Source organism: Mesorhizobium sp. M8A.F.Ca.ET.057.01.1.1 (genome assembly GCF_003952565.1).
In the GTDB taxonomy this organism is placed as follows: Bacteria; Pseudomonadota; Alphaproteobacteria; order Rhizobiales; family Rhizobiaceae; genus Mesorhizobium.
Map to the genome: position 1 here is coordinate 794,230 of NZ_CP034454.1, position 18,685 is coordinate 812,914.

General features: G+C 63.7%; 18 protein-coding genes. 10 read left to right on the forward strand and 8 right to left on the reverse strand.

The features are described from left to right. Positions 1–111: 111 nt before the first annotated feature. The 4 genes from EJ077_RS03660 (at position 112) to EJ077_RS03675 (ending at position 3,128) form a co-directional block, all read left to right on the forward strand. Positions 112–1,044, forward strand: coding sequence for a VOC family protein (locus tag EJ077_RS03660; protein WP_208699684.1), 933 nt, complete (start codon positions 112–114; stop codon positions 1,042–1,044). 3 nt (positions 1,045–1,047) lie between these two features. Continuing rightward, on the forward strand, positions 1,048–1,668 hold the full coding sequence (locus EJ077_RS03665; RefSeq protein ID WP_208699686.1) for an alpha/beta hydrolase: 621 nt from the start codon (positions 1,048–1,050) through the stop codon (positions 1,666–1,668). A gap of 4 nt (positions 1,669–1,672) precedes the next feature. Then, entirely contained in the window at positions 1,673–1,972 is a 300-nt protein-coding gene (locus tag EJ077_RS03670) for a GNAT family N-acetyltransferase (protein WP_135882118.1), read from the forward strand. Between the two features lie 97 nt (positions 1,973–2,069). Beyond that, a complete protein-coding gene (locus tag EJ077_RS03675) occupies positions 2,070–3,128 on the forward strand; it encodes a dipeptidase (protein WP_208699688.1) in 1,059 nt (352 codons plus the stop codon). A gap of 7 nt (positions 3,129–3,135) precedes the next feature. On the opposite strand, the gene EJ077_RS03680 is transcribed toward EJ077_RS03675, so the two are convergent. From EJ077_RS03680 to EJ077_RS03695, 4 genes are read right to left on the reverse strand one after another with little or no spacing between them, the layout of a single operon-like run. After that, a complete protein-coding gene (locus tag EJ077_RS03680; RefSeq protein WP_208699690.1) occupies positions 3,136–3,384 on the reverse strand; it encodes a hypothetical protein in 249 nt (82 codons plus the stop codon). Between the two features lie 2 nt (positions 3,385–3,386). Beyond that, entirely contained in the window at positions 3,387–4,646 is a 1,260-nt protein-coding gene (locus EJ077_RS03685) for an aminomethyltransferase family protein (RefSeq protein WP_208699692.1), read from the reverse strand. A 3-nt stretch (positions 4,647–4,649) separates the two neighbouring features. After that, on the reverse strand, positions 4,650–6,215 hold the full coding sequence (locus EJ077_RS03690) for a phytoene desaturase family protein (protein ID WP_208699695.1): 1,566 nt from the start codon (positions 6,213–6,215) through the stop codon (positions 4,650–4,652). Then, complete coding sequence (locus EJ077_RS03695; protein WP_208699697.1) at positions 6,202–7,821, reverse strand: phytoene desaturase family protein; 1,620 nt, start codon at positions 7,819–7,821, stop codon at positions 6,202–6,204. Before EJ077_RS03695 ends, EJ077_RS03690 begins: the two co-directional genes overlap by 14 nt. Positions 7,822–8,100: 279 nt before the next feature. Between EJ077_RS03695 and EJ077_RS03700 the strand changes: the two genes are divergently transcribed. The 5 genes from EJ077_RS03700 to EJ077_RS03720 all read left to right on the forward strand — a co-directional run bounded on the left by EJ077_RS03700 (position 8,101) and on the right by EJ077_RS03720 (position 13,246). Further along, positions 8,101–8,901 carry a methyltransferase domain-containing protein gene (locus EJ077_RS03700; protein WP_208699699.1) on the forward strand — a complete coding sequence of 267 codons (801 nt, stop codon included), beginning with the start codon at positions 8,101–8,103 and terminating at the stop codon, positions 8,899–8,901. A gap of 27 nt (positions 8,902–8,928) precedes the next feature. After that, entirely contained in the window at positions 8,929–9,621 is a 693-nt protein-coding gene (gene betI, locus EJ077_RS03705) for a transcriptional regulator BetI (protein ID WP_245458627.1), read from the forward strand. Between the two features lie 43 nt (positions 9,622–9,664). After that, complete coding sequence (locus EJ077_RS03710; protein WP_208699703.1) at positions 9,665–10,747, forward strand: ABC transporter substrate-binding protein; 1,083 nt, start codon at positions 9,665–9,667, stop codon at positions 10,745–10,747. 115 nt (positions 10,748–10,862) lie between these two features. Then, positions 10,863–11,939 carry an extracellular solute-binding protein gene (locus tag EJ077_RS03715; RefSeq protein WP_208699705.1) on the forward strand — a complete coding sequence of 359 codons (1,077 nt, stop codon included), beginning with the start codon at positions 10,863–10,865 and terminating at the stop codon, positions 11,937–11,939. After that, positions 11,936–13,246 (forward strand): flavin monoamine oxidase family protein, encoded by a 1,311-nt coding sequence (locus EJ077_RS03720; RefSeq protein ID WP_208699717.1) that lies wholly within the window; start codon positions 11,936–11,938, stop codon positions 13,244–13,246. Before EJ077_RS03715 ends, EJ077_RS03720 begins: the two co-directional genes overlap by 4 nt. Here EJ077_RS03720 and EJ077_RS03725 read toward each other — a convergent pair. Genes EJ077_RS03725 through EJ077_RS03735 form a run of 3 tightly spaced genes read right to left on the reverse strand, consistent with a single transcriptional unit; the run spans position 13,210 to position 16,071 of the window. Then, positions 13,210–14,283: an ABC transporter ATP-binding protein gene (locus EJ077_RS03725; RefSeq protein ID WP_208699719.1), complete on the reverse strand. Its 1,074-nt coding sequence runs from the start codon at positions 14,281–14,283 to the stop codon at positions 13,210–13,212. The genes EJ077_RS03720 and EJ077_RS03725 overlap by 37 nt on opposite strands. A 52-nt stretch (positions 14,284–14,335) precedes the next feature. After that, positions 14,336–15,157, reverse strand: a complete 822-nt coding sequence (locus EJ077_RS03730) for an ABC transporter permease (protein ID WP_208699721.1) — start codon at positions 15,155–15,157, stop codon at positions 14,336–14,338. Further along, complete coding sequence (locus tag EJ077_RS03735; RefSeq protein ID WP_208699723.1) at positions 15,154–16,071, reverse strand: ABC transporter permease; 918 nt, start codon at positions 16,069–16,071, stop codon at positions 15,154–15,156. The genes EJ077_RS03730 and EJ077_RS03735 overlap by 4 nt, the downstream gene beginning before the upstream one ends. Before the next feature lie 267 nt (positions 16,072–16,338). Here EJ077_RS03735 and EJ077_RS03740 point away from each other — a divergent pair, with 267 nt between their 5' ends. Next, positions 16,339–17,757 (forward strand): aminotransferase, encoded by a 1,419-nt coding sequence (locus EJ077_RS03740; RefSeq protein WP_208699725.1) that lies wholly within the window; start codon positions 16,339–16,341, stop codon positions 17,755–17,757. A 143-nt stretch (positions 17,758–17,900) separates the two neighbouring features. On the opposite strand, the gene EJ077_RS03745 is transcribed toward EJ077_RS03740, so the two are convergent. Continuing rightward, positions 17,901–18,659 carry an SDR family oxidoreductase gene (locus EJ077_RS03745; RefSeq protein WP_208699727.1) on the reverse strand — a complete coding sequence of 253 codons (759 nt, stop codon included), beginning with the start codon at positions 18,657–18,659 and terminating at the stop codon, positions 17,901–17,903. Positions 18,660–18,685: the final 26 nt, after the last annotated feature.

Sequence of the window (18,685 nt, forward strand, 5' to 3'; positions counted from 1 at the left end):
TACAGCACAGTCCATTCTGTGTTTGCGGCCTTTGCCCCAACAGATCGTGTCCTCATATTGGCGTGGACAGCGGCGAGGGCCGCACACACACCAAGGGAAGGAGCAGAGACCATGCTCGACCAGATCAAGGGCCTGCATCACGTCACCTCGATGGCCAGGGATGCACGGCAGAACAATGATTTCTTCACCCACAAGCTCGGCTTGCGCCGGGTCAAGAAGACGGTCAATTTCGACGCGCCTGATGTCTACCATCTCTACTATGCCGACGAGGTCGGAACGCCGGGTTCGGTGATGACCTATTTTCCGTTTCCCAACATCGGCAAAGGCCGCCATGGCGTCGGCGAAGTCGGCACCACGGTCTACTCCGTGCCGGACGGCACGCTGGCCTATTGGGAAAAACGCTTCAACGACGAAGGCGTAGCCAATGTCGCCCGTGAGGAAAGTTTTGGCCAGAAGCGGCTCAGATTTGACGGCCCGGACGGCGACGGCTTTGCCCTCGTCGAGGACAAGGCCGACACCAGAGCGCCCTGGGTGAAGGGCGGTGTTGCCGCTGACGAGGCGATCCGCGGCTTTCATTCGGTTTCGCTGAGGCTGAAGGATGGCGGCGCCACCGAGGAGCTTTTGAAGTTCATGGGCTACGAGGAAGTCGACAAGTCAGGCAATGTCAGGCGGCTCGCCGTCAAGAACGGCAACGGCGCCGATGTCGTCGACATCGAATCGCTGCCGACGGCCCCCTTCGCCGATCTCGGCGCCGGCTCCGTCCATCATGTCGCCTTCGCCGTCGAGAACCGCGCCAAGCAGCTCGAAGTGCGCAAAGCGCTCATGGATACAGGCTATGGCGTGACGCCGGTGATCGACCGCGACTATTTCTGGGCGATCTATTTCCGCACGCCAGGTGGCGTGCTGTTCGAAGTCGCCACCAACGAGCCGGGCTTTGACCGTGATGAGGACACCGCCCATCTCGGCGAGGCGCTGAAGCTGCCCGCCCAGCATCAGCACCTGCGGCCCTATCTGGAACAGCATCTGCAGAAGCTGGAGGGCTGAGCGATGAGCAAGGACGCTTTCATCCACAAGGTGCTGCCCGGTTCGCCGGGTGGTCCGCTGCTCTTCGTCTTCCATGGGACGGGCGGCGACGAGAGCCAGCTTGTCTCGCTGGGGCGCGATCTCGCGCCCCAGGCCACCATCATCTCGCCGCGCGGCGATGTTTCAGAACAAGGCGCCGCGCGTTTCTTCCGCCGGACCGGCGAGGGCGTCTATGACATGGACGACCTGGCGCGGGCGACGGGCAAGATGGCTGAATTCGTCAAGGCGCATGTCGAGGCGGCGACGCCATCGGCCGTGCTCGGCCTCGGCTATTCCAACGGCGCCAATATCCTGGCCTCGCTGGTGTTCGAAGCCCCGGACCTGTTCGACGCCGCGGTGCTGATGCATCCGCTGATCCCGTTCGAGCCGGAGGTGAAAGGCAGCCTTGCTGGCCGTCACATCCTGGTGACCGCCGGCAGGCGCGATCCGATCTGCCCGCCGAACCTGACGGCGCGGCTCGAAGCCTATTTGCGTGCCGATGGCGCCGATGTCACAGTGGAGTGGCACGAAGGCGGGCACGAGGTGCGGCCAAACGAAATCGAGGCGGCGCGGCGGCTTTTTGCCGGTGTCGCCCAAGGAGTCTAGAGAGATGCCCGATCAACTGCCAGAGATCGAACTTGAGGATCGCGGATCCAAGGGTCGCTACTTCCTGCGCGGCGCCGGCGGCGCCGAGGCCGAGATGACCTTCACCAAGATCGGCGAGCACCAGCTCATCATCGACCACACCGAAGTGCCGGACGCCTTTCGCGGCCAGGGCGCCGGGCTTCGGCTCGTCACTCGCGCCGTCGAGGATGCGCGGGCAGCGGGCAAGAAGATCATCCCGCTCTGCCCGTTCGCCAACGCCCAGTTCCGCCGCCATCCGGAATGGGCCGACGTGCTGAAGCAATAGGTCGGACAGGCTTTGTCATTTGCGCGGGTAGCACATCTTGCCTAAGTGGGTATGATATATCGCTCCCGCGCCGATGAACGAACCGAATGACCCCCCTATGACCGAATCCGACCTCGTCCCCGTCTTCGACGGCCATAACGACACGCTGCTGAGGCTCTATCAGTCCAAGGACAGCGACGTCGAAAAGCTGTTCGTCGAAGGGAAATCGGGCGGCCATATCGACCTGCCGCGGGCCAAGGCCGGCGGATTCGCCGGTGGCATGTTCGCCATCTTTCCGCCGCCCGTCGAGAAAGCGCGGCGCAGCGCCGTGCCTTCGGCGCCGAGCGACAGCGAGCCGCTGCCGCCCGAGGTTCCGCGCGTCGATGCGCTCAACTCGACGATCGCGATGGCGTCCATCCTGTTCCGGCTGGAGCGCGCCGGCGCATTGGCGATCTGCCGCAGTGCCGGCGATGTGCGCAATGCCATGGCGCAAGGCACGATTGCCGCAGTGTTCCACATCGAGGGCGTCGAGGCGATCGATCCCGAACTCACCATGCTCGACGTTCTACATGCCGCGGGCCTGCGTTCGCTCGGCATCGTCTGGAGCCGGCCGAATGCGTTCGGCCACGGCGTGCCGTTCCGCTTTCCGTCCTCGCCCGACACCGGACCCGGCCTGACCGATGCCGGCAAGGCGCTGGTCAAGGCCTGCAACGAACTGAAGATCATGATCGACCTCTCGCATCTCAACGAGAAGGGCTTTCGCGATGTCGCTGAAATCAGCGATGCGCCGCTGGTCGCCACCCATTCCAATGTGCACGCGATCTGCGGCCATTCGCGCAATCTGACCGACTGGCAGCTCGGCGCGATCCGCGAGTCGGGCGGCATGGTCGGCCTCAACTTCGCCACCGGCTTCCTGCGCGAGGACGGTCGCATGAATGCCGACACCAGCCTCGACATCATGGTGCGCCATATCGATTCCCTGCTGCAGGCTCTGGGCGAGGACGGGGTCGGTCTCGGCTCGGATTTCGACGGCGCCATGATCCCGGCCGTCATCGGCGATGTCGCCGGTCTGCCGAGACTCATCGATGCGCTGGCGGCGCGTGGCTTCGGCCGCGCGCTGATCGAAAAGATCGCCTACCGCAACTGGCTAAGCATGCTCGAACGCACGATCGGCTGAGCCGACACTACTTGTCGAAGCCCATACGCTTCAGCCAATCCTTGCCGACGCCACGGTCGCGAATGATCGGCAACGGGTTCTCCGAATCGAGCCTGGCGCAGATGCGGTAGACCTCCAAAGTCTCCGCGCTCATCTCGTCGCGTTTGTAGAAGAACATGGCGGCGGCATAGCGTGTACGGCCCGACCATTTTTCGCCGAGCGGCGTGTTGACCAGTTCCCACTGTTCGGCGGCTTCGCCTTCCGCTTCCTCGGCCATGCTCAGAAATCCGCCGGCGGGTTGGCGGTGCGGCGGTCGAGCTTGATGAAGGGTCGCGCCACGACCTTGGCCCGTTTCATCAGCTTCTGGTACTGCAGCTCGCGCATGGCGTAGATCTCGACCCAGAGGTCTTCCACGACAGTATCACCATAGGGCCGCGCCAGCGAGGCGATGGCGATGCTGCGCTTGGCCATGGGCGACCACATGGCGGCGCTGACCAGGCCGACTTCCTGGCTCTTCTTGTGGTAGACGATCGCGTGTTCGGCCGGGATGTTGCCCTCGATCTCCAGCCCGACCAGGACATGGCGCAGCCTGCGTTTTGTCCTCGCTTCGAGGATGGCGCGGCGGCCGTTGAAATGAGCCTTTTCCAGATCGATCATGAAGCCGAGCCCGATCTCGTCGGGCATGCGCAGGCGGTCGGCCCGGATGGCGTGTTCGGCGGTGGTGAAATCGGCATTGGCGACAATCAGCCCTGCTTCGAGCCGCGCGCGGTTGAGCGCGGTGTAGCCGATGGCCCTGATGCCGAGCAGTTCGCCTGCCGTCATCAGCCGATCCCACAGGCTGAGCGCCTTGTCGGCCGGTACGAACAGTTCGTAGCCGAGATCGCCGGTGAAGCCGGTGCGTGAAATGATGACCGCGCCGCCGTCATGCGGGAACTCGGCGAGGTCGAATATTTTCAGCTTCTCGACACCGGCGAAACCAGCATCGCGCAGCACGGCGAAAGATGTGGGGCCCTGCAAGGCGAGCCCGGCGACGGCGTCGGTTTCCTCCACGATGGTGACGTCGAAACCAAGGGCGCTGTCCAGCAGCCAGGGCAGATGCCGCTCCTGCGAACACAGCCGGAAGCAGGTTGGCGAAAGTCGGAACAGCGTGCCGTCGTCGAGGACAAAACCCTCATCGTCACACCACGCGGTGTAATGAACGCGGCCGGGCTTGAGCTTGCTCACATCGCGCAAGGTGACGCGGTCGAGGAAGGCTTCGGCATCCGGGCCTTCGATGCGGTATTTGGTCATTGGCGAGATGTCGAAGAGCGCTGCCTGGCTGCGGATGGCGAAATATTCGAGCTCCTCGTCCCAGAGCGAATGCGGCGCGCGGTAGCCGGCCCAATTGTACCAGTCCTGGGTCTTGGCCAGTGCTTCGAGGCGCGGCTGGAACGGCGTGCCGAGACGCAGCGTGCGGAAGTGGGTTTGCGCCAGCGTGCGGGCAGAAACAGCCGCATTGACTGTCGTTGCAACGGGCGTCTTCCTGGTTGCCTGAGCCATAACCTACCCCTTCATCGCTATGATGCGCCGCGCGGCATTCAAGCCGGGCGCACCGGAAACACCACCACCGGGATGCGAACCGGCGCTGGCCAGGAAAAGGCCGTCGAGCGGCGTGTCATAGCCCGACCAGCCGGAGACAGGACGCGAGATCAGCATCTGATCTGCCTGCAGTTCACCATGATGCCAGTGACCACCGGGCATACGGTAGCGCTTCTCGATGTCGGCAGGGGTGAGTAGTTCGGTATGGCGCACGGTTTTGCCGATGCCAGGCGCGTAGGCTTCCAACTGCGCCATGATTGCCTCGACGAATTTCGGCTTGCCGGCATCCCAACCGTCTTTCAACTGATAGGGCGCGTATTGCACCACGGCTGACAGCACGCAGGCACCGTCTGGCGCCAGCGACGGGTCCGCAAGGCTGGGCAGGGTGACCTCCATCACCGGCTCGTGCGAGAATTCGCCATATTTGCATGGATTGAAGGCACGCTCGACATGGTCGGGGGAGGGGGCGATGACCAGCCGCCCCTGGTGGTCGGCGGCATCGGCGCCAGTGAATTGCGGTGGCCGGTCGAGCGCCAGATGAAGTTTGGCGGCATCACCCTTCATGCGGATATTTTTCACCTTGCGCGTGAAGCCGGTATCGATCGCGCGTGGTCCGACAAGATCGAGGAAGGTGGTCGCCGGGTTGATGGCGGAGACGATCGTCCTGGCGCGAAGCTCCTCGCCATTGTCGAGGACGACCCCGACGGCGCGGCCTTTCTCGACAATGATCCGTGCGACGGGCACCGATGTGCGGATCGCGACGCCGGCCTTTTCGGCGGCGGCGTGAATGGCCGTCACCACCGCACCCATGCCGCCTTTGGGCAAGATCTGCGCGCCGGCGGCTCCGCCGGTTTCGCCGGCCAGGCAATAATAGAGGCCGAGCAGCGAGGTCGGCGAGCGCGGGCCAAGATGACTGCCGAGCGTGGCATCGAAGGCGAGCAGCCCCTTCAGCCTGTCGTCGGCAAGCTGCTCGTCGAGCAGGTCGGCGACGTTCATCAGAAGCACGCGCAGGAAGTCGCGCATGTCTTCCTTGCCGAGTTTCTTCAGCGCCAAGGCGGTCTGGCCGAGCGCTGCGGTCTCCTTGAGCGACATGCCGGCAACATCGGGCGGCCGGCGCGGCAGGAACCGCTTCAATATGCCGGCATAGCGCAGCAGTTGCGCGCGCAGCTCCTTCCAAGCCGATTGCTCGGCGGAACTGGCGCCGGTCAGCACCTCGCCATAGGCGCCATGCAGGACCAGTGCCGGGCCGTCCTTCGACAGCGACACCGAGGGGAGGAAATCGGCGCGGGCGATTTGCAGCCCGTGCTTTTCCAGCTCCAGCGTCTTCATCACATCGGGGTGCAGCCGGTTCAGCACATGCGCGATCGACGAGACGCGAAAGCCGGGCGCGAATTCCTCGGTGCGCGCCGCGCCGCCGAGTTCGGCTGCTGCTTCCAGCACCAACACCTTGCGGCCGGCCTTCGCCAGCGTGGCGGCAGCGACAAGCCCGTTGTGGCCGCCACCGATAACGATGCCATCAAATAACGTCATGGGCCGGGCTCATATGCGAGGTGGATTTTGCGAGATCGCGCAGGATTTCGGCCGCGGCGTTGCGGCCGGGGGCGCCCATGACGCCGCCACCGGGATGGGTCGAGGAACCGCACATATAGAGCCCACTGAGCGGCGACCGATACTGCGCGTAGCCCGGTACCGGGCGGTTGAACAGAAGCTGGTCGAAGGTGAGTTCGCCTTGAAAAATGTTGCCTTCGGTGAGACCGACCTCGGCCTCGATTTCGCGCGGCGTACGCACCTCCATGTGGACGATGCGATCGCGAAACCCCGGCGAGTATTCAGCGATCTGCGCAATCACGCTTTCAGCAAAACCGTCGCGGTCGGCATCGGTCCACTCGCGGCCGTTCACCTTGGGCGGCGCGTACTGCACGAAGCAGCTCATGAAGTGTTTTCCCGGCGGCGCCATGGTCGGGTCGAGCGTCGTCGGGATCACCATGTCGAGGAAGGGGTCGGCGGACCAGCGGCCGGTCTTCCAGTCGTCATAGGCGCGCTCCATGCGCTCAATGGAATCGGTGAAATGCATGTCGCCGCGATAGACCGGCGAGTCCTTCGGCAGCGCCGGGAATTCCGGCAGCGAATCGAGCGCTATGTTGACCTTGCCTGAGGAGCCGCGGATCTTGAAGTTCTTGACCCGGCGCAGGAAGATGTCGGGCAGTTCCTTCTCCTCGACCAGCTTCAGGAAGGTGCGCTTTACGTCGGCATTGGAGACGACCAGCTTGCCGTAAATCTCCTCGCCGCCGGCCAGAACGACGCCCTTGGCCTTGCCTCTGTTCACCAGCACACGGTCGACCTCGGCGCCGGTGCGGATCGTGCCGCCGGAGGCCTTGAAGGAGGCTGCCAGCGCCTTGGTGACGGCGCCCATGCCGCCGCGCGCATAGCCCCAGGCGCCGACCGAACCGTCGACCTCGCCCATATAGTGGTGCAACAGCACGTAAGCGGTGCCAGGCGACATCGGTCCGAGTGCCGTGCCGATGATGCCGGACAAAGCAAAGTTCGCCTTGATGACGTCGGTCTCGAAATATTCGTCGAGGAATTCCGAGATCGACATGGTCCAGAAGCGCAGCGTCAGCGCCATTTCCTCGGCGGAGAGACCGGCGAATTTCTTGCCGAGATAGAGCAGTTCGCCGAGGTCGCGCGGCCGCAGACTGGTCGGGTCCGGCGCGGTGCGCATCAAGAGCGGCTGGATGAAGCGGCACTGGCGCGTCACGTCGCGAGAGTAGCGGTCATAGGCTTCGGCATCCCTTTTGGAGAAGCGGGCGAATTCGCGCCGGTGCGCGTCGTGGTCGCGGTAGTTGGCGAGGTAGTCGCCGTCGCGCGTGAACACCGCGCCGCCCTCATAGGAAATGACCTGCAGGCCAAAACGCGGCAGTTCGAGGTCACGCATGATTTCGGGGCGGAACAGCGAGCAGACATAGGAGCAGTTTGAGTAGAGGAAGCCTGGCGTCAGCTCCCGGCTGGTGGCAGCACCGCCGACCCAGTCGTTCTTCTCCACCACCAACACGTCGAGACCGGCGCGCTGGAGGTAGCAGGCATTGACCAGACCGTTATGTCCGCCGCCGATGACGATCGCATCCCAAGCTTTCATTGTGGCCCAGTTCTCCCTGTTTTGCGCAATTCCCAAGGGGAAGCGCTATGCGCTTCTCCCGGGGAAAATCGCCCACACTTTTCCTGGAATTGCTTAGGCGACCCGCCGTTCATTTTTGCGTGATCTGTTCCCGAATGCGCGGAATTTGGCACGGCATCAGCCATTCTGTCCAGCCATTCTGAATGAATGTTCAACAAATGATGTTGCGTTTTCCCGCATGTGCGCTACGCTTCGCCGGCGTTCGAACCGAGCATTCCGTCGATTGGGGACCGAGGGCTGATGATCGAAGCGGCAGACGCCGAACCGGAGTATGACGACACTGCCATCCGCTTCCTCGAGGCGCTGTGGGGCGATGGCTACCTGTCGCCAGGCGGGCCGGACGAGGTCGACCGGGTGGTCGAGGGGCTTTCGCTCAAGGGCAAGACTGTCCTCGATATCGGCTGTGGCTGCGGTGGCATCACGTTGCATCTGGTCGAGCGTCACGGCGCGGCCCACGCCACCGGCTTCGATGTCGAACGGCCGGTGATCGCGGCGGCCAGACAGCGCGCCGCCGCGCGTGGCCTTGGCGAGCGCGCCGGCTTCGTTCAGGCGCCTCCGGGATTGCTGCCTTTCGCCGACAGCTCCTTCGATGTCGTCTTTTCCAAGGATGCGCTGTTGCATGTGCCCGACAAGGACGGGCTCTTCGCCGAGATTTTCCGCGTGCTCAAGCCGGGCGGGGTCTTTGCCGCCTCCAACTGGATGATCTCGCATGACGGCGAACCATCGCCCGACATGAAGGCGTACATCGCAGCCGAGGGGCTGTCCTTCGCCATGGCCTCGCCGGCGCGCTATGCGAAGGCGATGCGTGGCGCCGGTTTTGCCGATGTCACCGTCAGAGACCGCAATCCCTGGTACCGCGAGGTGGCGCGAGGGGAGCTCGAAAGGCTGAAGGGACCGCTCTATCCGGCCGTTGCCGCCGTGGTGGGCGCGGCCTATGTCGACAAGAACATACGAACCTGGGAAGCCATGCAGAAGGTGCTTGACAGTGGAGAGCACCGTCCCACTCATCTTCGCGGGTCGAAGCCGGATGCAAAGCGATAGCCGGCGATGCTGGAGACCATCACACGCATGAAAACGGCAGATGCCAGGCACGCGCTCCTTGAACCGGCGCGGAAAGCCGAATCCGAGAAGCGCGGGCGCAAGGCCTCGAAGGAGGTCAGGCAGCTTCAGCTCATCGAGGCGACGATCGATTCGCTCGCCAAGCGAGGCTATTCGGAAACGACAATGGCCGACGTCGCCGATGGCGCCGGCCTGTCGCGCGGCATCGTCAACTTTCATTTCGAGAGCAAGGAAAAGCTGCTCGTCGCGACGCTGCAGCACATGTATGACGAGTATTCGGCGCATTGGCGCAATGCCCTGCAGAAGGCAGGCGACGATCCTGCCGACCAACTCCAGGCCCTGGTCGCTGCCGATTTCGACCGCTCGATCTGCAACAAGCGCAAGCTCGCCGCATGGTGCGCCTTCTGGGGCGAGGCCAAGTCACGGCCGACCTACCAGGCGCTGAGCAGCGCCCGCGACGTCGTCTATCAGGACATCTTCATCGAGCTCTGCGCGACGCTCAAGCAGAGCGGCGGCTACGCCTATGAGCCGCAGGTCATGGCATTGGCGCTTAGTGCGATGCTGGAAGGGCTTTGGCTGCGGCTGATGATGGGGACCGAGAACACGACCCGCGAGACCTCCTTGCAGGCGGCGAACGAATTCCTGTCGGCGGCTTTCCCCAGGCACTACCCGCTGAAGGGCGCCGGAACAACCAAATCATAAGAAAAGACGAAACCATAAGAAAACCACAGAGGATGGAACAGCAATGAAGACACTGACTAGACGCCTGACACTGACGCTCGCGCTGACCGGTGCACTGGCGGCTTCGGCCGCGGCCTTGGCGATCGCCGCCGACAAGGATCTGATCGTGTTCGACTGGTCCGGCTACGAGGATCCGGGCTTCCATCCGAAATATGTCGAGAAGAACGGCGATTCGCCGACCTTCGCCTTCTTCGGCGACGAGGACGAGGCGTTCGAGAAGGTCCGTTCCGGCTTCAAGGCCGACCTTGGCCATCCCTGCTCGCAGAGCGTGGTCAAATGGCGCGAGGCTGGCCTGCTGCAGCCGCTCGACACCTCGAAGATCACGGGCTGGAAGGACCTCAATCCCGGCATCATGGCGATGAAGAATCTCGCCACCACCGATGACGGAAAAGCCTGGTTCATGCCCTGGGATTGGGGCAATACGCAGCTCACCTACAATTCCTCCAAGATCGACGACAAGGACGTGCAGTCGCTGAAAGTGTTCGCCGATCCGAAGTTCAAGGGCCGGGTCTCGATCGGCGACAATGTCGACGATGCCTATGCGCTGGCGAGCCTCGCCATCGGCCTGAAGGACTGGACCAAGATGACCGACGACCAGTTCAAGCAGGCGTCCGACTTCCTGCGCCAGGTGCACAAGAATGTCCGCTCCTACTGGACCGATACCACCGACGTCGTCCAGCTTCTGAGCGGCGGCGAGGTCGACCTCGCCTGGGCCTGGAACGATGCGACCGTGCAGTCGGTCGCAGCCGGCGTCCCGATCAAGTCGAAGAAGGACACGGCGGAGGGCATCTCGACCTGGGTCTGCGGCTATGTGCTGTTCAAGGATGCGCCCGGCAACATCGGCAAGGCCTATGATTATCTCAACGCAGTCAACGATCCGGAGATCGCCAAGGTGCTGGTCAAGGACTGGGGCTACGGCCAGGCCAATGCCAAGGGCATGGCCGGCGTCGATCAGGCCGTCCTGAAGGAAAAGGGCTATGACGATGTGCAGAAATTCGTCGACAAGACGCTGTTCCAGCAGCCGCTGCCGTCAGATCTCAAGCTCAAGATGATCGCCGAGTTCGAGAAGATCAAAGCGGGCTATTAGTCTTCGCCTGCCGAGCCCGTCCGTGCGCCGGCAGCGGCGGATGGGCTCGCCAAAGCGCTTGAATTTGCCTAACCTCGCTCTCGACATCTTTGGCGATGGGGGAGTTTTTCGCACCATGAATTCCATGCTTCGCAGCCTTGTTGTCGCCGCCGCCTGCATGGTTGGCGCCGGCGCGGTTTACGCGCTCGCCGAAGGCGGCGGCGACCTCGTCGTATTCGACTGGTCGGGCTATGGGGATCCGCTGCTGCATCCGGCGTACACGACCAAATACGGCGCGGAGCCGACCTTTGCCTTCTTCGGCGACGAGGACGAGGCCTTCGAGAAGATGCGGGCAGGCTTCAAGGCCGATATCGCGCATCCCTGCTCGCAAAGCGTGGTGAAGTGGCGCGAGGCCGGCATGCTGCAGCCGCTCGACACGTCCAGGATCGCCGGCTGGAAGGACCTCAATCCCGGTATCATGTCGATGAAGGATCTCGCCGTTACCGCCGACGGCAAGGCCTGGTTCATGCCATTCGACTGGGGCAATACCTCGCTCCTCTACCGCACCGACAAGGTGACGGCCCAACAGGCACAGTCGCTCAAGATTTTCGCCGATCCGCGGTTCAAGGGCCGCGTCACCATCGGCGACAATGTCGACGATGCCTATGCGCTGGCGAGCCTGGTCATCGGTCTCAAGGACTGGACCAAGATGACCGACGACCAGTTCAAGCAGGCGTCCGCTTTCCTGCGCGACGTGCACAAGAACATCCGTTTCTACTGGACCGACGACACCGACCTCAACCAGGCCTTTATCGGCAACGAGGTCGATCTCGTCTGGGGCTGGAACGAGACCTTCGTGACGCTGAAGGGACAGGGGCTGCCGATCGCGATGAACCGCGAGACCAACGAAGGGATTTCGACCTGGGTGTGCGGCTACGTGCTGATGAAGGATGCGCCAGGCAAGCTCGACGAGGCCTATGATTTCCTCAGCGCCGTCAATGCACCCGGCGTGTCGGACTATATGGTCAAGACCTTCGGCTACGGCCACGGCAATGGCGCCGGGATGGCTGCGATCGACCACAAGGTGCTGGCCGACCGCGGCTTCGACAATCTCGACAAGTTCCTCGACAAGACCTTGTTCCAGCAGCCCGTCGCGCCGGAGATGAAGCAGCGCATGGTCGCCGAGTTCGAGAAGATCAAGGCCGGCTATTGAGCGACAAGACCGAAAGGACCGGCGTCGTCATCGTCGGAGCCGGCTTCACCGGCCTCTCGGCCGCGATCGAATTGAAGCGCGCCGGCGTCGATTTCGTGCTGGTGGAAGCCCGCGATCGCGTCGGCGGCCGCGTCGAGGCCATGCGAAACGGACTTGGCGAGCGCATCGACAGCGGCGGCCAGTTCCTGTGCGAGGACATGCCGCAGCTGATGGAACTGGCCCGGGCTCAGGGCAAGACCTTTGTCGAGACCTACGTCGAGGGCGATTTCATCACCCATCCGGCGATGTCGGTCCCGAGAGCCGAGCGGACCTATCATGCCTCGATGGCGATCCGCGAACGCATGAACGGGATCGAGCCCGACGATCCCGCGATCGAAGGCCTGACCGTTGCCGACTGGCTCGATGGCCAGAACGACACGGCTGACGCCAAGGCGGCCTTCCGGTCGATGATCGAGGGCCTGTGGTGCCTGGCGCTGGAGAAGGTGCCGCTCTGGTACCTGATCGACAATGACCGGCGCATCACCAATGAGGTGCCGGAGCTGCAATATTCCCTGCGCGAGACCATGCAGTCGGTAGCCGACGATCTGGCTGATGATCTCGGCGGCTGGGTGAGGCTGGGTGAACCGGCCATCCGCATCGAATATGGTGCGCCAGGGGTTCGTGTTGTCTCGAGCAACGGCGTGATCGAAGCACGCGCCGTTCTGGTGGCCGTGCCGCCGGCGACAGCCGCGAAGCTCGATTTTACGCCCCCCTTGCCAGCAGCCTTGGACAGGGCGCTCGGCGCCTGGGAAAGCGGCGCCGTGATCAAGATCCTGGTGCGCTATCCCAGGCCATTCTGGCGCGAGCGGGATTTGAGCGGGATGGTGATGTGGCGGGATCTGCCGGGGCTGTTTGCCTGCGACGCCAGCAAGGATCCCGATCATGCGGCGCTTGTCGTCTTCATTGGCGGGCCGCTGGCGCTGGGCTGGCACGAACTCGGCGAGGCGGATCTGCGGGCGCAGGTGACGACGAGGCTGGTGGAGGCGCTCGGTCCGGAGGCAGCGGACAGTCTCGATTTCAGCCGCCGCGACTGGACGCACGATGGCTGGAGCGGCGGTGCCTATAGCGACCTGATCATCGATGCGACGGCGAGAGATGCCGAGCGCACCATTCTTGCCGGTGCGCCGCCGCTGCATTTCGCTTCGTCGGAATTGTCGCCGTCATTCCCGGGCTATGTCGAAGGCGCGATCGTGGCCGGGCGCATCGCGGCGCGCAGGATCATCGCCGATGTTCAGTCGGCCATCGCGACCAGGGCTTCGGGATCATAGGCGAGGCGGATCGGGGTGCCGACCGGAATATCGTCGGCGCCGAAATCGTTGGTCTCTGTCACCGACAGCGGCTTTTCCAGGCCCGGGATTTCGACGATCAGATGGGTGATCTCGCCGAAATAGTGGCGCTCGACCACCTTGCCGGCGACCTCGAATTTGGCTTTCGCATTGTCCCATAGCACGCGCAGCCGCTCAGGCCTGATGCCCAGCGTTGCGGCGCCGCCATTGCGCACGAAGGCCTTGGGCTTGTCGGTCTTGATGCGGCCGAAGCCGAGCGTGTCGACGACCAGCGATGCGCCGTTCTCCTCGACGATCTCGGCCTTGACGAAATTCATGCCGCCCAGGAAGTCGGCGACCTGGCGGTTGACCGGGCGCTGGTAGATTTCCTTTGGGGAGGCGACCTGCGCGATCCTGCCGCCGAACATCACGGCGATGCGGTCGGACATTGCGAGCGCCTCATACTGGTCGTGGGTGACGAGCACGAAAGTGATGCCGACCGCTTGCTGCAGGCGGCGCAACTCGACTTGCATCTGCTCGCGCAGCTTCTTGTCAAGCGCCGACAGCGGCTCGTCGAGCAGCAGAACTTTTGGCCGCATCACGAGGGCGCGGGCAAGCGCGACGCGCTGGCGCTGGCCGCCGGAAAGCTCGGTGGCAAGCCGCTTGCCGAGGCCGGTGAGCGAGACCTGCGCCAGTGCTTCCTCAACCCGGCGCTTCTCCTCGCCGCCCTGCAGCTTCAACCGCTTCAGCCCGTAGGCGACGTTCTGCTCGACATTGAGGTGCGGGAAGATCGCGTAGCTCTGGAACACCATGTTGGTCGGCCGGCGGTTGGCCGGGATGCCTTCCATGGGCTGGCCGCCGACCGCGATCGAACCGCTGGTCGGATTGTCGAAGCCGGCGATCATGCGCAAAAGCGTGGTTTTGCCGCAACCCGAGGGGCCAAGCAGCGAGAAGAACTCGCCCTCCCTGATGGTCAGGGAGGCGTCGTCCAGCGCCTTGAACGCTCCGTAACTGCGGGTGACGTTCCGGATCTCGATCATCGGTCTTTCGGATTGGATCCTGTCCCCGTGAGGGCGCTCGATCCGCGGCTGCTCAGGCATAGAGGCCTCCCTCGTTCTGGGTGCGTCTGGCCGCGCGGCGACGCAGGATTTCGGCGATCGTCATCAGCAGGAAGGAGGCGACCAAAAGCAGCGTGCCGAGCGCCAGCACGCCGGGCAGTTTCGATGCGAAGCGCAACTGGCCCCAGATGTAGATCGGCAGCGTCGCCTCGGTGCCGGTCAGGAAGAAGGCGATGATGAACTCGTCCAGCGAGATGGTGAAGCAGACCAGCAGGCTGGAAATGATCGCCGGCGCCACCATGGGCAACGTCACCCGCCGGAAAGTGCCGAAGGCGCTTTCGCCGAGATCGGCGGAGGCTTCCTCGAGGCTGCGGTCGAAACCCTCGAAGCCGGAGGTCAGCACCGTCATCGAATAGGGAATGCAGACCAGGACGTGGCCGAGCACTACGGTGAACAGCGAAAGGCTGAGGCCCAACTGCAGCATCACCAGCAGCATGGAGATGGCAACGATGACTTCCGGCAGCACAAGCGGCGCCATGATCAGCCCGTTGATGGCGCGGCGGCCGGGATAGCGGTAGCGGGTGATCGAGCGGGCGGCGAGGATGCCGAGTACGGTGGAGAGGATGGCCGCCAAGACGCCGACGATCAGGCTGTTCCAGGTGGCGTCGAGCAGCGCCGGCGTGCGCGGCAGGTCTTCGTACCATTGCAGGGTGAAGCCGGTCAGCGGGAATTTCGGCGTCGCCGCCGTGTTGATCGAGAAGATCGGCAGGAAGATGACCGGCAAATAGAGGAAGACGATGTAGAGGAACGCATAGGCCGACAGCCAGCCGCCCGGCAGGAAGCGCCGCGCCCTCATCGCGCCATCCTTTGCAAGGTGCGGATGATCAGCACCGTGGCGCCCGCCATCAGGGAGACGATCAGCATGGTGGTAACGGAAAGTGCGGCGCCGAGCGGCCAGTTGGCGGCCTTGCCGAACTGCGCCTGGATCGCGTTGGCGATCATGACGCCGTCCTTGCCGCCGACGAGCTTTGGCGTGACATAGTCGCCGACCGTCGGGATCATGACGATCAGCGCCGCGGAAATGATGCCTGGCGCCGACAGCGGCAAGGTCACGCGCAGGAACGAGCGCAGGGGGCCATCGCCAAGATCGGTAGCCGCTTCGACCAGCGTGCGGTCGACCTTCTCCAGCGAAACGAAGATCGGCAGAATGGCGAAGGCCGCCCAGGCATGGGTGAGGGTAATGATGACGGCGCTCGAATTGTAGAGCAGGGCCGTCGACGGTTCGTCGATGATGCCCAGGCCCATCAGGCCGGAATTCAAGACGCCGTTATAGCCCAGGATGACCTTCCACGACATCACGCGCAAGAGATAGCTGGTCCAGAACGGTATGGTGATGAGGAACAGCCACAGGCTCTTGTGACGGCCGCCATGGAAGGAAATGAAGTAGGCGATCGGGTAGGCGAGGACGACGGTGAACAGGCTGACCGTCAGCGAGATGTAGAGCGAGCGCCACAACAGATCGCGGTAGATCGGCTCGGTCAGCGCGACACGGTAGTTCTCCAATGTGAAGGTGCGGTCGATCGTCAGGTAGTGCTGGGTCCAGAAGGAGTGGGCGATGACCACCAGGATCGGCAGGACCAGCAGGATGAGTGCGTAGAGGAAGGTCGGGCTGATCAAGGCAAAGCCCTGTACGGGCTCGGATCGCAGAAGGGCATTTCGTCTGGCCCGCGACATGCGCAACGAGGGCGACCCTTCCGCAGCCACCGTCATTGCAGGGCACCGGGGGCAGGGCTCCGGGTGCGATCTCGGTTGCTGGCCTGGACTGTCCCGCCATACGGCATCCCATTGGGCTGGCGCCGGCTATGTTCCCCTTGCCGGCTTTCTTTCATCATGCGCGCATCCGCGGATTGAAATCAAGCGCTAATTCTGCAATGTTGATTGAACGGACATTCAAGATCAGGCGAGCAGAGCGACGATTTCGGCCATGGCGGACCGGATTGATGCCCGGGAAATTCGACGGATGATGTGGAGGCGATGATGGCGGCTGTGAGAGATCTGAAGGCACGCGAAACGGCAGGTCCTGGCAACGACGATGCGGCCGAACTGGCCAAGCGTCATCTCATCCAGCCCTGGCCTTATGCCGGTTCCGTCGGTTCGGAAGCGCGCGCGCTGATCGGCGAGGGCGATGGCATCTACATCACCGACAGCGCCGGCAAGCGGCTGATCGATGGGCCTGCCGGCATGTGGTGCGTCAATGTCGGCCATCGTCGAGAGGAACTCGCCAGGGTGATGTACGACCAGGCGATGGCGCTGTCCTACAACACGCCCTGGTACACGATGAACGCGCCATCGGCGGAGCTTGCCAAACGCATCGCCGGCCATGCCCCAGGCGATCTCAGCCATGTCTTCTACACCACGGGCGGTTCGTCCGCGGTCGAGACGGCGTTGCGCTTCATGCAGTTCTACAACAATGTGCGTGGCCGGCCTGAAAAGAAGCTGATCCTGAGCCGAGGGGGCGCCTATCATGGCTCGACCTATCTGTCGGCCTCGCTCAATGGCCGTCCCCGCGATCGCGACTGGATGGACGGCGCGGACGAACTGGTGGTCAAGCTGTCCTCGCCCGATCCGTTCCGGCGCCCTCAAGGCATGAGCGTTGCCGCCTTCACCGATTTCCTCGTCGACCAGTTCCGCGACACGGTCGCGCGCGTCGGCGCCGACAGAATAGGCGCCTTCGTCGGCGAACCGGTGCAGGCGTCCGGCGGCGTCGTCGTGCCGCCCGACGGCTATCTCAAGCGCATCCGCGAGATCTGCCGTGACAACGACATCCTCTACGTCTCCGACGAGGTGGTGACGGGCTTCGGCCGGCTCGGCCATGTGTTCGCCTCGGGCGATGTGTTCGGCATCGATCCCGACATGATCATCTTCGCCAAGGGCGTCACCTCAGGCTATTTCCCGCTCGGCGGCGTCATCATTTCCGAACGGCTGCTGGAAAACCTGCGCCGGTCCAACCATCCCGACGCGCTGTTCGGCCATGGCCTGACCTACACCAGCCATCCCGTCGGCTGCGCGGTGGCCTTGAAGAATCTCGACCTGCTGGAGGAAAGCGTGCTTGCCCACACGCAGGCGGTCGCGCCCTATTTCCAGGCGCAATTGAAGACGCTGGAAGAGCTGCCGCTGGTCGGCGAGGTGCGCGGCGTGGGGTTGATGGGCTGCGTGGAATGCGTCGCCGACCGCGAAAGCAAGGATCCACTGCAACTCGACAAGGATGTCGGCAAGCGCATCGACGCCCACTGCCACGAACTTGGCCTGCTGGTGCGGCCACTGATCAACATGTGCGTGATGTCGCCGCCCCTCATCATCACGCGCGAGCAGATCGACGACATGGTGGCGATCCTGCGCGAAGGCATTTCACGCACGATGGATGATCTCAGGAAAGAGGGCGTGTGGCGGGGATGACAGCCGATCCCCCTCGCGGGGGATGCCGCCGGTACGTCTTGGCGATCAGTTCGAAATTATAGCAATTTTCCGCAAGCCATGGACGCCGCAACGCGGCAGATTGTCCCGGCAACGGCGGACAAGCCCTGAGAGCGGTATCCGGATCACCAGGGAATCGTTCCGAGTTCTGCGTGCGTGAACGTCCCTGTCGGGCCGTCCGGGCCAAGCATCGCGACACGCACCGCCTCGCGGGCGCCCTGCTCGACGGTCTCGGTGCCGGCATAGCCGTTGAGGTTGGTTTTGGTGAAGCCCGGCGAGACGGCGTTGACCTTGATTCCGGTCGGCTCCAGCTCGATCGCCATGGCCAACGTCATGGCGTTGAGCGCCGTCTTGGACGCGGGGTAGACCGGGCCGAAGATCGAGCGGTAGGGGAAGGCCGGGTCCGCATTGCGTGTCAGCGAACCGACGCCGCTCGACACGTTGACGATGCGGGCTGCCCGCGCTTCGCGCAGCAGCGGCAGCATGGCCTGGGTGACGGCAAGCACGCCGAACACATTGGTCTCCCAGACCGCGCGCACTTCGTCGAGGGACACGTTGCTCGGGCGGGTCAGCTTGGCATAGTCCTCGATGGATTGGCCGGGCCGCTTGCTGGTGTTCGAGATGGCGGCGTTATTGACGAGCACGTCGAGGCGGCCAAGCTCATTGCGGATACGCTCCGCCGCGGCGGCGATCGAAGCCTGATCCGTCACGTCGAGTTGGAATGCGCGCGCGCCCTGCCCGATATCACGGGCCGCCGCCTCGCCGCGCTCGAAATTGCGCGATCCGACCAGCACGGTGAAGCCGTGCGCCACGAGATCCCTGGCGATCTGAAGGCCTATTCCTTGATTGGCCCCGGTGACCAAGGCGACGGGTCTATCCAGCATGATGATCTCTCCTTCGACGGTTGTTC